Genomic DNA, 18,168 nt, shown 5'->3' on the forward strand with positions numbered 1-18,168 from the left:
AACATTCTCTCATTTAAAATGGATGTTTGAATGGTTTATCCGACACACTACCTTTGATTTTCCCACCCTTCAGATGTACGGAGCTTTTTCAAAAATCAAATATTAGTCCTATATCAATTGACGAAAGTTGAGAAATCTAGCTTTTGGTTGCGGTGAGTTATGTTGATTTTTGTCAAATTTCTGCGGATTCTTTTGACTGATAAAATCAGAAAACGTAAAGATTAATCAGATAAAAGTATCTTAGGCTCTGACTAATGGCAAATTAGTTTTAATATTTGTGATTAATCAGGGTAAGCTAATGTTACCTCAACCCAAACAGCATTGGACACCGGAACATTGGGCAAGTTGGAAGCCCTTTGGTATTGGCGAACAGTACCCTAATAATTACTGGGAAGTTCTGCGCGCAATTTGGCTTTCTCGTGACCAATTATCTTATGCTTGGGATATCCTAAATCAGGGCGTTTGTGATGGTTGTGCCCTGGGAACTACTGGGATGAAAGATTGGACGCTAGACGGTATCCATCTCTGCAATGTCCGGCTGCGGTTATTGCGGTTGAATACCATGTCAGCTTTTGACCCTAATTTACTGGCGGATGTCTCCCAACTGCAACAACAAAAAAGTGCCGAATTGCGCGACTTGGGAAGGCTCCCTTATCCAATGATGCGCCAGGGAGGAGAAAAAGGCTTTCGTCGTGTTAGCTGGGATGCGGCTTTACAAGAAATTAGCGATCGCATTCGCGCTGCAAAACCAAATCGCCTCAGTAACGCCATGGTGCGTCTGGAAAGACTTACCGGCAACCTGAGCTAGAGTTAAGTTATAGACAAACGACTTTAAACTGAGATTTTGGGGGTTGAGAACAGAAAGATGTTCAAATACAATCCTTTAGAGTGCCTACCTTCATCGGCAGAATTACCAGATTCTGATGATACTCCTGTGGATAACGAACTACAAATCTTAATTCCCAACTTATTATTAGCCATCTTAGCCACCTTATGGCAAACCCGCGATGATTGGTTTTTTGGGATTAATATGGGAATTTATTTTACACCCAGTAAACCTGCCATCGTTCCCGATGGTTTTTTGAGTTTGGGTGTAGAAAGATTTGTTGGTGAAAATGGACGTTCCAGCTATGTCCTTTGGGAAGAAGAAGGAATTCCGCCAGTTTTAGCTTTAGAAATTGTTTCTCAAACTTATAACGGCGAATACGAACAAAAGAAAATAGATTATGCCCAGTTAGGCATTTTGTATTATGTCATTTATGCACCAACACGGCTACGTCGTAGGCGTCAACGTTTAGAAGTTTATCGCTTAGTTGAAGGTAAATATATTTTACTACCAGGGGATAAAATCTGGATGCCAGAAATTGGTTTGGGCATTGACAGAGAACGGGGAACTTATCAAGGAATCACGCGAGAATGGTTGTTTTGGTATGACGAAAGTGGTAACAGATATTCTACACCTGAAGAATTAGCAGTTAAGCAACAGCAACAGCTAGAGCAAAGTCAACAACAACTTCAGGAACTTTTAACTAGGTTACAACAGAAGGGAATTGACCCAGATACAATATAAAATCAATTACAATAGACTTGCGCTGAAACTCATGGAAGTGCAACCAAGGGAGATTAAGAGTTATCTCACAAATAACGGAATAAGTCCTTTCTATAATTGGTTTGATTCTCTACGAGATAGAAAAGTAAAAGCTAAAATCAGAGCTAGACTTGACAGGGTAGAAGAGGGTAATTTAGGCGATTATAAATCACTTGGAGATGGTGTTTATGAACTGAGAATTGATTACGGTTCTGGGTATCGTATATACTTTAGTCAAGAGGGGTTAACAATTATTATTCTTTTGTGCGGTGGTGATAAAAGCACCCAGGAAAAAGATATAGAGAAAGCAAAAAAATATTGGCAAGACTATAGGAGTGGGGATGATGTCTAGAAGTATAAGCTATCATAAAAAACTTATTGCCGACCTGAAAGATCCATTAGAAGCGGCAGCTTATATAGAAGTTGTTTTAGAAGAAGGTGATCCGAAAATGTTAAGTAAGGCACTGAAAAATGTGATTGAAGCACAAGGTGGAATTGATCAGCTTTCTATACAATACAAGCAACTTTACAAGAAACTTGACCAAGGGTTATCTGAGAAAGGAGAAATTGAATTTTATTGTTTGACTGCTTTGTTGAATGCGTTAGGTTTACAGTTAGCAGTAACAGTTAAGTCAAGGTAATTCAGCGTTTTTTAAGCCTCCTCCAGTGTTAAAACTCCTGTGGGCAATCTACTAATAACCGCTGAGTTTTCAGCCATTGACGGATGAAGAGATTAGGCAATGCTACCGACGTCAACAGATACTTATTTTAATTTTGCCGGATCTCGCTTGGGCATAGAGGGTAATTTTCAATAATTAATTGTGTTTATTATAGTAGGTAATTAATCCGCTTACTGAAAGCAAAACAAAAGCCACTGTCTGGGTAGTGGCAAAAGGTCAGTTAAGAAGGTAGACATAATTAAATGTCAAATAAAAATTTTGTTCGTAGTGAGAGATTTATCGCTCGACCAAGCATTTTAAGGACTAAAGTCCTTACTACGTGCCTCTATTTTAACATTCTCAATTTAAAATCTGCAAACATTTAGAATTGGTTTTTACGTTCACTCTAATTTTGTTAGTTTCTATCTATTGCCAGATATCTAAAACTTTATGTGAAATTTCGGCTGACAATAAGAGTGGTATGAGAGTGTAAGCAAAATCTACTAAACCTAATTCATGAGTAAGCCGCTGGGAAGCAAAACTAAAAGTACTGTCTGGGTGGTGGAAAATGGTAAAATGCTATTTCGTAGTCTATCGAGTTCAGATTATCTCACCACTGAAGAACCATTAGAGATTCGTCTGGTGTCTCCAAATCGGACAATAGCGGTGACGATGCGATCGCCTGGTGCAGATTTTGAATTAGCTGCCGGTTTCCTTTACGGTGAAGGCGTGATTAACTGTAGAGAAGATATCCACCGCATCAGCTACTGTGTGGATAAGTCAGTAGACGGTGAGCAACGCTACCTTAATCGGCTTCCTGCGCGGGGAAAAATTCAATATCTACACTGGCGAGGAGAGAATTAGCACCACGTAGAACAGGCGTCACGAGAGACTAGCACTCTCGTGACGTCCTACATTAGATTATGATAAAAATAGATATGCAATATGCTCATGCACTCGTCACGATAGCGGCGGTTAATTTTGACAATTTGGTGAATTTCTATACCAAGTTACTAGAACAAAACCCAGCCAACCTGATTCCCAATGTCTATGCTGAATTTCAGCTTGCTGGTTTGCGATTAGGTATTTTTAAACCAAAACAAATACATGAATCGGAATTTAACATCAGTGCCAACAGTCCGCTAAGTTTGTGTTTAGAGGTGAGTAATTTAGAATTGGCGATCGCACATCTGGCATTTTTGGGTTACCCGCCACCCGGAGAAATTACCACAGCGTCCCACGGCAGAGAAATTTACGCCTACGATCCTAACGGCAACCGTTTAATTTTACATCAATCCCACAACTAAAGCATTTCCCTAAAATTACCTTTTTCCAATGGCTATAACTCAAAACTACAAATTAAATCTGATTCAATGGTATCCAGGTCACATTGCGAAAGCTGAAAAGAATCTCAAAGAGCAGCTAAAGCGTGTAGATGTGGTGCTGGAAGTCCGAGATGCTCGAATTCCCTTAGCGACAAACCATCCCCAAATGAATGAATGGGTAGGGGAGAAGAAGCGGGTATTGGTGCTTAATCGACTAGATATGATTTTGCCCAAAATGCGATCGCTTTGGATCGATTGGTTTCGGGAACAGGGAGAATTTGTTTATTTTACCAATGCTCAACATGGTGAAGGCATCACAGCAGTAGCAAAAGCCGCCCAAGCTGCGGGGGTAGAACTCAATCAAAGAAGACGCGATCGCGGAATGTTACCCCGTCCAGTCCGTGCTGTAGTCATTGGTTTTCCCAATGTCGGTAAATCAGCTTTGATTAACCGTCTCATAGGAAAGCGTGTCGTCGCCAGTGAAGCTCGTCCTGGCGTAACTCGCCAATTACGCTGGGTGCGAATTTCCGATCAGTTACAATTGCTAGATGCTCCTGGTGTTATCCCTGCTAGGTTAGAAAATCAAACAGCAGCATTGAAATTAGCCATTTGTGACGATATCGGCGAGGCATCTTACGATAATCAGCTAGTCGCAGCAGCATTAGTCGATTTACTCAATGAAATCCAATATGCAGAGCCTGATTTGTTGCCCAAGCTACCCTTAAAGTCTCGCTATGAACTAGATTCTACACCCTACAGCGGAGACGAGTACTTGCGCGCCTTAGCAGAGCATCGCTACAAAGGTGATATCGAACGGGCAGCTAGGCAGATGGTAACAGATTTTCGCAAAGGGCTTCTAGGAGAAATTCCTTTGGATTTACCACCGAGTGGAATTGCTTAAGCTTGCGACTGGAAATTTCGGCTATTTGTTAGGACAGGAGTTTCTTGTCCGACCCTTCCAAATCCAACCCGACTCAGGAGAACTAATTTCTATCCAACCATCCTTGGTTTTTCCAGTAACTATCACCTTAGTACCTGCTTTCACAACCTTGCCTGTTCTCCTCTGTCCAGATGAAGAACGTAAATTTGATGAGCTAGTAACAATCAGACAACTTTGTTTTTGTTCAGCTTGATTCGGATTACTTGTTACTGGCTTAACTGCATTTTCAGTAGACTTGAGAGCAACTTGTTGTGAGCGATTACTAGAAATGATCCCGAAAGTAACTACAGCGATCGCCGCACCTACCCCAATTAGCGACCGCGATTTTTGAGGAGATTTAAGAATAGAATCCAAGCGCAGCCGGGAACCTCTGAGTAATGGAGATGGATTCACAGGAGTAGTAGCTAACAGCGCCTTTTCTTTAGCCGGGATGGCGATAGTAGTGACGTCAGTTACTGATTGTAGAGTAGAAGTCTCAGCGGTTGTTACCTCATCTGGCGGCACATAGCAAGGCTTTGCCAATTCCTGAAGATATTGCATCACCTTGGTTGCAGACACATAGCCATCTGCCAAATAGTTACCTAACACCTGATTCATCGCAGATGCTACAGCTGCCGGTGAATTGCTACTGCTGAGGGGAGTGACTGCTTTAAGTGCCTCGTTTGCCGACTGGTAGCGATATTTGAAGTAATGGCGTACCATCTTATTCAAAACAGACGCCAATTGGCTGCTAACTTGGGCATGATGCTGCCACGATATCTCACCACTGACAGCATCCTCTCCAAACTGCTGGGGACTCAAGCCTGTGAGAGCTTGAATAGCAGTCATGCCTAATGCATAAATGTCACTACAAGGACGCGGTCTACCCTGACCCTGCTCACTTGGCATAAAACCTGGGGTACCAACAGCAATAGTTTCGTTTTTCAGATTTTCTGAAGTTACGAGTGAGAAGCTCTTGACTTGCTTAACAGCACCAAAATCAACCAAGACTATTTTATTGTCTGAAGCCCGGTGGATTAAATTGTCGGGTTTGATATCTCGATGAATCACCCCATGACCATGAATAAATTCTAGAATGGGTAACACTTCTTGCAGTAGTGTAATTACCTGCTCTTCGCTCCACCTCTCTCCCCGTGGCATTTCTGACGACAGCGGCTGTCCGTCGATAAACTCCTGCACCAAATAAAATTCTTCGTTTTCCTCAAAGTAAGCTAAAAGTCGGGGAATCTGGTCATGATTGCCCAAGGTTTCCAAGGATTCGGCTTCTGTATTAAACAAGCGTCTAGCTATTGGCAAAAAGTCCGGGTCGCTAGTAGCGGGTTTGAGATGTTTGACGACGCAAGTGGGGTTTCCTGGACGGCGAGTATCTTGAGCGATATAAGTATGCCCAAATCCGCCTTTGCCTAATAGTTCGACCACCTGGTATCGCTGGTCTAGTAATCTGCCGATCATGTTATAGCTGGACTGAGGTTAACTGTTAACTAGAATACACTTTTTTATGAAAGGAGTAATTTCCTGGGACTTTCTCCAGAATATTCGTGTATCCAAAAGACGAACAAATTGTATCAATGTTCCGCATTCAGAAATATTTGGACTAGGCACTTATTTTGGTTCCAGCATCGCTTCTTTAATTCATAATAGTTGTTGGAATGCCATTAACAATGTCATCAACAACAGGTAAAGGAACCCTGCGTATCTTTTACCTCAGAGATGCAAGTTTCCCAGATCCAGGATAGACATACTCATGACAGAACTCACACTACGCCTACAACAGGGAAATACCGAAACGACAGTTTCAGTGTCTCAAAATGTATTTACTATCGGTCGCTTGCCAGAATGTGACTTGTACTTACCATTTGGGGGAGTTTCCCGCAACCATGCTCGATTGGTAAAAAGTGCTGATGGTGTGTGGATGATTGAGGATTTGGGCAGTAAAAATGGAACTATAGTGAATGACGCTCTTGTTACTGTTCCTCAAGAGTTGCATCAAAATGACATTATTTTGCTAGGTAATGTTAGTTTGGTAGTGCTGTTAAGAAGTACTGCTGTACAGTCGCAGCCTCAGTATGTACCAACGGTGCCTATTAGTGAACAAAGAACAATTCTTCGCAATGTCGAACAACTGCAACAGCAATGGATAGAAGCTGATGGCAATAATGGCGGCAACAACAATAAAGATACAACCATTGCCCGCCTCAAAGACTTAGTAGATATAGCCAAAAATCTCTCTGCGGCAACATCTATAGAAGAGATTTTTTCTCAAGTACAACAAGTTGTTTTTCGCTATCTCGATAGTATTGACCGCTTGGCATTATTAATCGATGTCGATGGTTCTGGTCACTTAGAGTTAATGAATTCTGCCACCAGAAACATTTCTCAACAGCAACAGTTGGCCACTGATGGCAGTTGGATTAGTCGTAGTATCTGTCAAAAGGTGTTTGACGAAAAAGTGGTGATTCAAACCGCTGACACTCAGAAAGATGAGCGATTTGCTAGTGAACAAAGTATTTTGGTAAAAGGGATTCGCAGTGCCATGGCGGTGCCTTTATGGGATGAAAACAAAGTTGTTGGCGTTCTTTATGCCGATGCTAATCTTTCTTCTTACCATTGGGCAAATGAGGGTGAGGAAGAACTGAGCTTTTTTTCGGCTTTAGCTAATCTTGTTGCTTCTAGTGTCCAACGGTGGCTGCTGGTAGAGAAACTCAAAACCGAAGAGATGATTCGACACCGACTAGAACGTTATCATTCGCCGGCAGTTGTACAGCAGTTGATATCTGTAGGGGGTTTACCAGGTGGTCGTTTGGCTCCTGCTGAGAGTGAAATCAGCATTTTATTTGCAGATTTAGTGGGCTTTACCGCAATTTCTGAACGTTTAACACCAACTGCGATCGCTCAAATGTTAAATAAATTATTTGAAGAAATGTTGCAAGAAGTGTTTGCTTGTGGCGGCACTTTAGATAAGTATATTGGTGATTGTATTATGGCATTTTTTGGCGCTCCGGAATTGCAAATAGATCACGCTGATCGTGCTGTAGCTGCTGCTAAGGGAATGCTTACTCGTCTCCAAAGTCTCAATGACAACGGTTTTTGGCAGGAACCCTTGCAACTAAGAATTGCGATTAACAGCGGTAAAGCAGTCGTGGGTGATGTTGGTAGCTCCCAACGGGTAGACTATACGGCATTGGGAGCTACGATTAATTTGGCGGCTCGCATGGAAGCAGTTTGTCCCCCCAGTGAATGCGTGATTAGCGAAGTTACCCATACAATGCTTTCACAATCTTTGGATTTTCAGGAAATGGGGGATTATCGTTTTAAAGGTATTGATCGATTAGTCAAGGTTTATCAGACCAAATTGCATTAAGTAGACGGTTGTCAATAAATATAATTCCTCTAATAGAAGGATGTAATTGCCACTTTCGTCATTGTAAAAGATTGTTTGCTCCGCTCAAATAGTTACTATGAACCGAGAGCCGTTACGTGAGTCTTTAGGCAATATTCTGCTACCTTTGGGATTAATTTTTGGTCTAGTTCTACTTTTAAATCTCAACGTCAGCGAAAGTAACCCAGCAGAAGCATCTAGAGAAATATTAGACTCATGGTTAAAGTTAATTGTTGGCTACTTAGCAGCAGGGGCAGAAATTGCCGCTGCATTGGTGATTGGGCTGGCAGTGATTCGTGGTATCACTGTTTATCTACGGCAAGTATTTTCTCGTTCTAAACAACATCTTGATTCTACGGAAGTGGTACGTCTGCAATTGGGAAGAGCGCTGGCATTGGGATTAGAATTTACCGTTGCTAGTGATATTTTGCGAACTGCGGTTGCACCTACACGTCAGGATATTTCTAACTTAGGGGCGATTGTTCTATTGCGAACTTTGCTGAATTACTTTTTAGAACGGGAGATTAAGCAGGTGGAGCAAAGCCGTTTACTAGATAGGTAATTGGTAATGGGTAATTGGTAATGGGTAATGGGTAATTGGTAATTGGTAATGGGTAATGGGTAATTGGTAATTGGTAATTGGTAATGGGTAATAAAGTTTCTCACGAATGGTTTAGGATTGCTATATTATCTATATTTCAATTTTAAACACAGTTTGCTATGTTATGTTAAACGTGGTTAATACTTAGCAAATAGTATATTTTAGTTACCAAAGTTGAAGATTGAGCAACTAATAGTTGATTGTGAGACTAAAATTTTGGTGTAGCTTCTGTAATTGATCTGTGTAACACTAGGAAGCTACCTCAAGCTATTTTTAACCGGGAGGTCAGGTAATGGCTATCGCCACCATTAATCCCGCCACTGGGGAGAGGCTCAAAACCTTTGAGCCGCTCAAGGATGCAGAAATTGCCGCTAAACTAGATTTGGCTGGTCAGGCTTTTGATTTGTACCGCTTGACTAGTTTTCAGCAGCGATCGCACTGGCTGCAAAAAGCGGCAGAAATTTTAGAACAAGAAAAGGCAGATTTTGCCAAGTTAATGACGCTGGAAATGGGCAAACCATTCAAAGCAGCGATCGCCGAAGTAGAAAAATGCGCCCTCGTCTGTCGCTACTACGCCGAACACGCACCTGGTTTCCTGGCTGATGTGCCAGTAAAAACTGATGGTAGCCAGAGTTTTGTCCGCTATCAGCCAATGGGTGCAATTCTCGCAGTTATGCCGTGGAATTTCCCCTTCTGGCAAGTTTTCCGCTTTGCTGCACCTGCACTGATGGCGGGAAATGTCGGCTTACTTAAACACGCTTCCAATGTGCCCCAGTGCGCTTTGGCAATTGAAGATATTCTGCAACGGGCAGGTTTTCCTCAAGGTGCATTTCAAACTTTGTTAATCGGTGCTGCTAAAGTTGCCGATTTAATGGCTGATGACCGAGTCAAAGCTGCTACCTTAACAGGAAGTGAACCAGCAGGGGCATCTCTAGCCGCCGCAGCGGGTAAGCAACTGAAAAAAACTGTTTTGGAATTGGGGGGAAGTGACCCGTTTATTGTCTTAGAAAGCGCTGATTTAGAGGCAGCAGTTGCTACAGCGACAACAGCGCGGATGTTAAATAATGGGCAATCTTGTATTGCAGCCAAGCGGTTTATTGTTGCCGATGCGATCGCCGATAAATTTGAAAAACTGCTGCTAGAGAAATTCGCCGCGCTGAAAGTTGGCGATCCCATGGAGCCAGATACCGATTTAGGCCCATTGGCAACTCCCGATATTCTCCAAGAATTAGACCAGCAAGTGCAAAAAGCCGTCAAAAGTGGCGGTAAAGTCCTCATCGGCGGGCATCCTTTAGCAGATCGGACTGGGAACTTTTACCCGCCAACCATTATCATAGATATTCCCATAGACAGTCCAATTGCCCAAGAAGAATTCTTTGGCCCGGTAGCGTTATTATTCCGCATTCGGGATATTGATGCTGCTATCAAACTAGCTAATGAAATACCCTTTGGTTTGGGTGCAAGTGCTTGGACAACAAACGACCAAGAACGCGATCGCCTGATTGAGGAAATCGAAGCAGGTGCAGTATTTATCAACAGTATGGTCAAATCTGACCCCCGCTTGCCCTTTGGAGGCACTAAGCGTTCTGGGTACGGCCGAGAATTGAGCATTCAAGGCTTACATGAATTCGTCAACGTCAAAACTGTGTGGATTAAATAATTTGGGATTGGTAATTGGTAATGGGTAATTGGTAATGGGTAATTGGTAATGGGTAAAAACTAATCTCCAACCTCCAGTCTCCAACCTCCAGTCTCCAATCCCTAATCCCCAATCATCAATCCCCAATCCGCAATCTCCAGTATTAACTATTTGTTGCTAATGAGGAAATCAAATGAATACCGCTGAACTATTGGTGCAGTGTTTAGAAAACGAAGGAGTTCAATATGTTTTTGGACTCCCTGGTGAAGAAAACCTGCACGTTTTAGAAGCACTAAAACATTCTTCCATTAAATTTATTACTACTCGTCATGAACAAGGTGCAGCCTTCATGGCAGATGTTTATGGACGCTTAACAGGCAAAGCCGGAGTCTGTCTGTCTACTCTCGGCCCTGGGGCAACTAACTTAATGACCGGTGTCGCCGATGCCAACCTTGATGGTGCGCCTTTGGTAGCAATTACCGGGCAAGTGGGAACCGATAGAATGCACATCGAATCACACCAATATTTAGATTTGGTGGCAATGTTTGCACCTGTAACCAAGTGGAATAAGCAGATTGTGCGGCCGAGTATTACACCAGAAGTAGTGCGAAAGGCATTTAAGCGATCGCAATCTGAAAAACCTGGTGCAGTTCACATCGACTTGCCAGAAAATATTGCTGCCATGCCGGTAGAAGGCAAACCCTTGCATAAGGACAATATCGAAAAAACCTATGCTTCCTTTGCCAGTATTCGCGCCGCCGCCGCCGCCATTTCTCAGGCAGTTAACCCCCTCATTTTAGTTGGAAATGGGGCAATTCGTGCCCAAGCTAGTGATGCGGTGACACAATTCGCCACCCAGATGAATATCCCCGTTGCCAATACTTTCATGGGCAAAGGTGTGATTCCCTATACCCATCCCTTGGCTTTGTGGTCAGTAGGATTACAGCAAAGAGACTTTATTACTTGTGGCTTTGATAACACAGATTTAGTAATTTGTATTGGCTATGATTTGATAGAATTTTCTCCCAAAAAGTGGAATCCTGAAGGTAATATTGCGATCGTGCATATTGCCGCAGACCAATCAGAAATTGATAGTAGTTATATTCCCAAAGCCGAAGTTGTTGGTGATATTTCCGATTCTCTCAGTGAGATATTAAAATTAGCAGACAGACAAGGCAAACCTAATCCCTACGCCATCAGCTTACGGGGAGAAATTCGTGCCGATTATGAACAATATGCCAAGGATGATGGATTCCCCATTAAACCCCAAAAGTTAATTTATGACTTACGGCAAGTGATGGGCCCAGATGATATTGTCATCTCAGATGTAGGCGCACATAAAATGTGGATGGCCCGTCATTATCATTGTCATAGTCCCAATACTTGCATTATTTCTAATGGCTTTGCAGCCATGGGAATTGCCATTCCTGGTGCATTAGCAGCAAAACTCGTCAACCCTAACCGCAAAGTTGTAGCCGCAACCGGCGATGGTGGTTTTATGATGAATTGCCAAGAATTAGAAACAGCTTTGCGTGTTGGTACGCCCTTTGTCACCTTAATTTTTAATGACGGTGGCTATGGTTTAATTGAGTGGAAACAAGAAAATCAATTTGGTAAAGGTAACTCATCCTTTGTCCATTTTGGTAATCCTGATTTTGTCAAATTTGCCGAAAGCATGGGTTTAAAAGGTTATCGAGTTGAATCAGCTACCGATTTAATTCCTGTCCTCAAAGAAGCCCTAGCTCAAGATGTGCCAGCGGTGATAGATTGTCCCGTAGACTATCGCGAAAACCGCCGCTTTACCCAAAAAGCCGGCGAGTTACATTGTGATGTCTAAACATTTGTGTAAATAGTAATCTGCAACGCCACAGATTCCCGACTTCTTTGAGAAGTCGGGAATCTTGTTGTTCTGCAACGTCTCTAGATAGCGTAATTTTTCAGGTTTTTTCTATTACACAGAAGCGCAAAATCAATTTTTATACGTTTATATCTAGAATAATCATTCCTCCAATACAAACATCCCTCTCCTTACGGGATAAAATCATCATTCCTCCAATACAAACATCCCTCTCCTTACGGGATAAAATCATCATTCCTCCAATACAAACATCCCTCTCCTTCGTAAGGAGAGGGACAGGTTTTGCATAGCAAAACCAGGGTGAGGTCTCTTTCAACTCCTAGGACGCAACAATTGCACAAAGGTATCACTCACAGTATGATCTTTAGTATCAGCAGCATATTGAATTAACTTCTCCCGCAATTCCTTCGCAGCATCTAAAGGTAATAAAGTCGCTAACAAAAAATAAACGCCGCGAAATCTGGGGTCGTTGATATGGTCAATTAAACGGTCTTTTGCTTCAGCACCATCACCGAGAAAGTTTTGTACTAAGAAGAATTCCATAATTTTATCGTGGCGGAAATACCATTCTTTCTTCGCGTCGCCTTTTTCGTCTTTCCACTGACGGCTGATAACCATCTTATATTTTTCATCTTCTAAAGACATCAACACTTGATAAAATTCATCTCCAGGTAAAGCTTGTTTATCTTGCAGTCGCACTTGATAAACTGCTTCCGAAAACCTTTTTAGCGGAAATTCCTGTTTCCATTCTTGCAGGTATTCTGCCGCCATCAACTTATATTGCTGTGCTTGCAAATGGAATAAATCGGGGTATTCGTTTTGCGCTATCATCAAAGCTACGAGAGTTAAATCCATTGGATTAGAAAGAATCCGACGGGCTGCATCTAACTCTTCTGGTGAATGCTGGGAGTTGAGGGCTTGTTTCAGGTAGTCGGTGCAGGCTTTATCGTAATCATTACCCTGATTTTTAGCATCTTTGGGTAATCGCGGCTGACGGGAAATTAAGAAATCTTGAATTTGTGTTTGTTCCAGGGGTTGCAATTGATATATCTTGGCTGTTGAGGGGGGTGTCCACTCTAAGGGCTGAGTAGTCATAATAATATTGCCCCGGAAATAGCTTTCCACAAACTGAGTAATTTTCGCCCTGGTGTCAGCAGTGACTTCGTTAAGTCCGTCAATGCAGATATCTAAAGCACCGCTATAAATTAGGTTTTTCAAAAAGTCCGCATCTTGTACTTGTCCATGCAGCTTGGCTTGAATTGCCTCAATTACACCTTTATCACACTTCTGTGCCGGCAAATAAACCACAATACGCTGGGAAGTTTTCACCAGATAGCGGAGAAACATCGATTTACCCAAACCAGAATCACCTTCTAGGACAATTTGCCCTTTGATGCTGGGTAGCGCTTCGTTAATGGTGATGATTTCTTCTGAACCGGGAATTTTAACTTTAGATTCTGGGAAATATCCTTGAGGATTGAAATTATCTAACCCAGCATCTGCTAACAGGGAAGGCTTGAACGGTTCAAATAATTTACCTCGGAAGAATGGAACCCAGGTGAGGCAAAAGCCAACATAGCCAACGCCCAAAATACGCCTTACCCAAGGGTTCCAGAAGAAGATGGCTTGGACTTGGGGCGATTTGGGGTAAGCGAAGATGAGGGCTAGCCAAAAGGTAATGTGAATGAGGATAGTTTGCCAAGCATTAAAAAACCACTTCCAACCCTGAAGGTTAATTATCACTGACTGTAAAGAATCAGCTTCGTTGAATTCAGCTTTTTTGAGGTTGTTATAGTGAGTTTCAAGGATGGCAATATCTTGGGGTTGCCAAGAAGCTTTTTTGGCAACTATAGCAATCTTCATTGCTAAGTCTGTTGTTAATCCCTCCAGCCCCTTACTGAGTTCCCAAGTTTTGAGGAATAAATTCAGAATTTTAATACCTTCATCGTGTGTCAGCTTGTCTGGAATTGCTTTAGGCTTACCAACCCATTTCAGCAGCGTTTTCACGTCTTCAGTGCCACCACCAAGGAAATAAGTTAAAAAACGCCACCTTTGAAATTCTGATTGACCTTCGTAATAGATGCTATCCAAGACGACAACAATGTTATTTAGGTTTAGTTGTTCTATCTTTCCTAATGCTTTAGCCGCATAATAACGAACATTGGTGTCAACGGTTTTATCTTTGAGGATGTCAGCAATGTCTTTGACGTAGGGTTTGGCAGCATCCCCCAGGTTTCCTAATGCTTCAGCCGCATAATAACGAACATTGGTGTCAACGGTTTTATCTTTGAGGATGTCAGCAATGTCTTTGACGTAGGGTTTGGCAGCATCCCCCAGGTTTCCTAATGCTTCAGCCGCATAATAACGAACATTGGTGTCAACGGTTTTATCTTTGAGGATGTCAGCAATGTCTTTGACGTAGGGTTTGGCAGCATCCCCCAGGTTTCCTAATGCTTCAGCCGCATAATAACGAACATTGGTGTCAACGGATTTATCTTTGAGGATGTTGACCGCTTTCTGTGCAATATCTTCCGGCTTCTTAAATACTGATTTCAAGTCTTTCAGGTCATATTCAGTTAATTTGTATAGAGCATATTGCTTCACTCTGTCATGTTCATCATCAAGGGCGGCTACTATGCTGTTAATCTGCCAGTCTTGGGGCTTGGGTTTGGGTGCTTCTTTGGCGCTAACCCAAGGGAGGGTGAGGAGGAAAGAAAGGATGAAGACTAAGGGATAAAGAATTAAGGGGGAAGGCTTTTTGGTTTTGGGGGGAGTTTGCAGCATGATTTGGAGGTTAGAACCAGGGGACTTGGGGCAGAAATGAGGCGGGTAATTGTCTCCTTACTGTCTAATTGAGTGAGCCTATCCGAAAATCTAACTTCTAGGTAGATGATAAAAGCTTTTAGAAGATTTTGCTGAGGTTTTACCTTGTTATCTGCTATTTTCCTGGTATTTTGATACAAATCAAGGTTGAAGTTTTAAACGCAGAGGGGTGCAGGGTAAGGAACACGCCGATTCAAAACCTCACCCTGGTTCTGCTACGCACAACCTGTCCCTCTCCTTCGTAAGGAGAGGGGTTTGAGTCAACCCCTTCCCTACGGGACGCCAAAGGCGAACGGGGAATTCAAAATTAAAAATTAAAAATTAAAAATTAAAGACAATCAGTGGTGGGTTCAGAGCTACCACTGATTGATTGTAGACCGCTAATTCTTAGAATCAGTGGGAGCCTGTACTCGGAATTAATTAATTCAAAATTGTTTTTATTCTGACTAACAGAATTTTGTATCCCTTACGGGAGCCGTAGGCTCTATTTTGCATTTTGAATTCAAAAAAGGTCAGGAATCTTTGAGGTTTTGAAGTACTTTTGGGTAATCGGATAACTTGTGTGTACACCATAGGCAAGCAGAGAAAGAAAAAATTAGCCCCCTCTCCTTACCAAGGAGAGGGGGTTGGGGGTGAGGTTCCGGAAGTATAGCAACGCAGCGAGAGATTTTGAGTAAAAAACAGGCGTTAAATCTCTGCGTTCTTTGGCGTTAAAGTAATGCACACACCCGCTAGGAAGAAAGCTAATGCACCGACAATGGCAGCTACTATTGGTGTAATCCCTGGGGGAAATATAAACGCAAATACACTCATGGCTAATGAGAAGCCACCAAAATATATCCCTATTCCTAATCCTGCCCAGCGTTGAGGCACTAAACCCAAAATAAAGGGAATTGCCCCGTTGACAATTAAGCTAAATCCAATTACTATAAAAAATATAATGGGAATCTGTGCGCGCATATAAGGTAGCGCCAGAATTGCGAAAACAGTCGCAATGACTCCATAAAGCATTGCTTGACGATTTCCAATTTTGGTAGCGATGAAACCAGCAGGTAGGGCAGCAAATGCTAAAGCTAATCCAATACCCAACATGAGCAAGCTGATATCATCGGTGTTGAATTGCGATTTCAGGACTTTGCCTAATGCATCCATCATCAACCGGGAACCCCAAGCGATACTAAATCCCGTGGCGAATATTAAAGTTAATGGCTGTAAGGGTAAGTTTGCAGTTTCGGTGTGATGTTTCTCGGTTGGTGTTTCTGGGGGGTTGAGATAGCGCAACACCGCCGCAGCTGCTAGGAGAATGAAGGAAGCGATGGGCTACGCCCCGCTGGAAGCGATCGCAAATGCAAAAATCGGCCCTAAGCTAAGAATAAAGTTATTGGCAATTCCTCTAAATGCGCCAATGGTTCCCCCGGCTAAAGTCACGAAGCTGACGGCTAAGGGTAACTCTTTGGGTGTAGAATATCTTCCGAGTAATGCGATCGCCTTTGGCGGGGCGTAGCCCATCGCAGGCGAGCGAAAAACTGTCATCGCTAACGCCCAAGCTACCATTGCGATAGGTAAAATCCAGCGGAACACATCACCAGGCGGGATAAAGGTTACAATACAGGGGATGGCGATAAACAAAGCCGATGCCAGGATGACTCCGACGGAAATGAAGGGAAAACGACTTCCTAAAGAACGTTTGGTTTGGTCAGAAAGTCCGCCCATCAGCGGTTCCATCACTACAGCTAAGGCATTTTCTACTACTAATATACCAACTGCCAAGGAGGTGGGAAATCCAAACTGAGTTAAAAGTTTGGGCAGATATGAGTTATAAATTAACCAAGTGAGGGTAATTGCTCCTTGCAAAAGAGCTAAGGCCCAAACTTGCATCCATAAGATATTTGGCGGAGATTTTGAGGTATTCATATTTTGGCGTTGCTGAATCAGGATATGAATATCTCACGCAGAGGCGCAGAGGCGCAAAAGTAGAAATAAAAATTCAATTTTGATTCAGCAATGCCTTTAATATCCAGGACTTACGCAAAATCACGAAGAAACAAACCGCAAAGGACGCAAAGGACACAAAGGAAGAAGGGTTTGGCAGAGTTCTTGCGTAAGTCTTAATGTGAAGGAAGAGAGAGTGAGAAAAGTTTTCTTTGTCCTCTCTGGGTCTACGTTTTTAATATTCTGGAACGGAAGAATCTACTTCACGACTCCAAGCGGTGATTCCACCTTTGACGTTTGTGCCGACAATTCCGGCTTCTTTGAGAATACCCAAGGCTTTGGCAGAACGTCCACCCATTTTACAATGAGCAATTAAGCGGTGTCCGTTGAGTAATTCTTTGACTTTAGCAACGCCTCCCCCGTTTTCAATATCGGGTAAGGGTACTAGTATGGAACCGGGAATTTTGGCAATTTCGTATTCATGGGGGTTGCGGACATCCAACAGTACAAAATCTTTTGCACCGCTATCCAGCAATTGCTTCAACTCCACCACTGTCATTTCTTGAATTTCCATTTGCTGTTTTGCTTCCTCTGCTTGTGCTTGGGGAATACCGCAGAATTGTTCATAGTCTATTAGCTTTTCAATTACTGGGCGGATGGGGTTAGGACGCAGCTTTAACTCCCGGAATTTCATTTCTAAGGCGTTGTATAGCAGCAAGCGTCCGCTGAGGGTATTACCGTTACCAAGAATAATTTTGACTGTTTCCGTCGCTTGGATAATACCAATCATTCCCGGTAAAATTCCTAGTACTCCACCTTCTGCACAGGAGGGAACCATTCCTGGTGGTGGTGGTTCGGGATATAAGTCACGATAATTTGGCCCGCCTTCGTAGTTAAATACGGTGGCTTGTCCTTCAAAGCGGAAAATGGAACCGTAGACGTTGGGTTTGTTTAGCAATACGCAAGCGTCGTTGACTAGATACCTGGTGGGGAAGTTGTCGGTTCCATCAACAACGATGTCGTAAGGACGAATGATATCGAGGGCGTTTTCTGAACTCAGACGAGTTTCGTACAAATCAACCTGACAATAGGGGTTAATTTCGTGAATGCGGTTTTTCGCTGATTCAATTTTGGGTTTACCTACCCAGGATGTACCGTGAATGACTTGGCGTTGCAGGTTGGAGGTATCGACGATATCGAAATCTACAATTCCAATGCGTCCCACACCGGCTGCTGCTAAATATAACAGCAGCGGTGCACCTAGTCCACCTGTGCCAATACACAAGACACTGGCTGCTTTCAGGCGTTTTTGTCCTTCCACTCCCACTTCCGGCAAAATCAAGTGGCGGGAGTAGCGTTCGTAATCGTCTTTGTTCAACTGGATTTCATCCAGATTGGGATTGAGCATTTTCTGTTTTGATGTC

At 42.8% G+C, this 18,168-nt stretch carries 12 protein-coding genes and 3 pseudogenes; 11 read left to right on the forward strand and 4 right to left on the reverse strand.

Annotated features, from left to right (window positions below):
- Positions 1 to 298 precede the first annotated feature (298 nt).
- The 7 genes and pseudogenes from H6G32_RS00005 to ylqF all read left to right on the forward strand — a co-directional run.
- Positions 299 to 763, forward strand: a pseudogene (locus H6G32_RS00005) (molybdopterin-dependent oxidoreductase); the annotation flags it as partial.
- A gap of 102 nt (positions 764 to 865) precedes the next feature.
- Complete coding sequence (locus H6G32_RS00010; RefSeq protein WP_190453017.1) at positions 866 to 1,570, forward strand: Uma2 family endonuclease; 705 nt, start codon at positions 866 to 868, stop codon at positions 1,568 to 1,570.
- Between the two features lie 31 nt (positions 1,571 to 1,601).
- On the forward strand, positions 1,602 to 1,940 hold the full coding sequence (locus H6G32_RS00015) for a type II toxin-antitoxin system RelE/ParE family toxin (protein WP_242046455.1): 339 nt from the start codon (positions 1,602 to 1,604) through the stop codon (positions 1,938 to 1,940).
- Positions 1,933 to 2,229, forward strand: coding sequence for a helix-turn-helix domain-containing transcriptional regulator (locus H6G32_RS00020; RefSeq protein ID WP_190453484.1), 297 nt, complete (start codon positions 1,933 to 1,935; stop codon positions 2,227 to 2,229). The genes H6G32_RS00015 and H6G32_RS00020 overlap by 8 nt, the downstream gene beginning before the upstream one ends.
- Positions 2,230 to 2,763: 534 nt before the next feature.
- Positions 2,764 to 3,051: pseudogene (locus H6G32_RS00025) on the forward strand (formate dehydrogenase accessory sulfurtransferase FdhD); the annotation flags it as partial.
- Between the two features lie 134 nt (positions 3,052 to 3,185).
- Positions 3,186 to 3,554, forward strand: a complete 369-nt coding sequence (locus H6G32_RS00030; RefSeq protein WP_190453019.1) for a VOC family protein — start codon at positions 3,186 to 3,188, stop codon at positions 3,552 to 3,554.
- A 28-nt stretch (positions 3,555 to 3,582) separates the two neighbouring features.
- Positions 3,583 to 4,473, forward strand: coding sequence for a ribosome biogenesis GTPase YlqF (ylqF, locus tag H6G32_RS00035; protein WP_190453023.1), 891 nt, complete (start codon positions 3,583 to 3,585; stop codon positions 4,471 to 4,473).
- A gap of 21 nt (positions 4,474 to 4,494) precedes the next feature.
- On the opposite strand, the gene H6G32_RS00040 is transcribed toward ylqF, so the two are convergent.
- Complete coding sequence (locus tag H6G32_RS00040; protein WP_190453026.1) at positions 4,495 to 5,964, reverse strand: serine/threonine protein kinase; 1,470 nt, start codon at positions 5,962 to 5,964, stop codon at positions 4,495 to 4,497.
- A gap of 292 nt (positions 5,965 to 6,256) precedes the next feature.
- Between H6G32_RS00040 and H6G32_RS00045 the strand changes: the two genes are divergently transcribed.
- The 4 genes from H6G32_RS00045 to H6G32_RS00060 all read left to right on the forward strand — a co-directional run bounded on the left by H6G32_RS00045 (position 6,257) and on the right by H6G32_RS00060 (position 11,968).
- Complete coding sequence (locus H6G32_RS00045) at positions 6,257 to 7,873, forward strand: adenylate/guanylate cyclase domain-containing protein (RefSeq protein ID WP_190453028.1); 1,617 nt, start codon at positions 6,257 to 6,259, stop codon at positions 7,871 to 7,873.
- A gap of 97 nt (positions 7,874 to 7,970) precedes the next feature.
- Positions 7,971 to 8,453, forward strand: coding sequence for a DUF1622 domain-containing protein (locus tag H6G32_RS00050; RefSeq protein WP_190453030.1), 483 nt, complete (start codon positions 7,971 to 7,973; stop codon positions 8,451 to 8,453).
- 331 nt (positions 8,454 to 8,784) lie between these two features.
- A complete protein-coding gene (locus tag H6G32_RS00055; RefSeq protein ID WP_190453032.1) occupies positions 8,785 to 10,152 on the forward strand; it encodes an NAD-dependent succinate-semialdehyde dehydrogenase in 1,368 nt (455 codons plus the stop codon).
- Between the two features lie 172 nt (positions 10,153 to 10,324).
- The gene (locus H6G32_RS00060; RefSeq protein ID WP_190453034.1) at positions 10,325 to 11,968 is read left to right on the forward strand and encodes an acetolactate synthase large subunit; all 1,644 of its coding nucleotides are present in this window, start codon (positions 10,325 to 10,327) and stop codon (positions 11,966 to 11,968) included.
- 333 nt (positions 11,969 to 12,301) lie between these two features.
- On the opposite strand, the gene H6G32_RS00065 is transcribed toward H6G32_RS00060, so the two are convergent.
- The 3 genes and pseudogenes from H6G32_RS00065 to moeB form a co-directional block, all read right to left on the reverse strand.
- Positions 12,302 to 14,773: a HEAT repeat domain-containing protein gene (locus H6G32_RS00065; RefSeq protein ID WP_190453036.1), complete on the reverse strand. Its 2,472-nt coding sequence runs from the start codon at positions 14,771 to 14,773 to the stop codon at positions 12,302 to 12,304.
- Between the two features lie 726 nt (positions 14,774 to 15,499).
- Positions 15,500 to 16,726, reverse strand: a pseudogene (locus H6G32_RS00070) (MFS transporter).
- Between the two features lie 253 nt (positions 16,727 to 16,979).
- Complete coding sequence (gene moeB, locus H6G32_RS00075) at positions 16,980 to 18,152, reverse strand: molybdopterin-synthase adenylyltransferase MoeB (RefSeq protein ID WP_190453040.1); 1,173 nt, start codon at positions 18,150 to 18,152, stop codon at positions 16,980 to 16,982.
- Positions 18,153 to 18,168: the final 16 nt, after the last annotated feature.

Source organism: Cylindrospermum sp. FACHB-282 (assembly GCF_014697195.1).
In the GTDB taxonomy this organism is placed as follows: domain Bacteria; phylum Cyanobacteriota; class Cyanobacteriia; order Cyanobacteriales; family Nostocaceae; genus Cylindrospermum.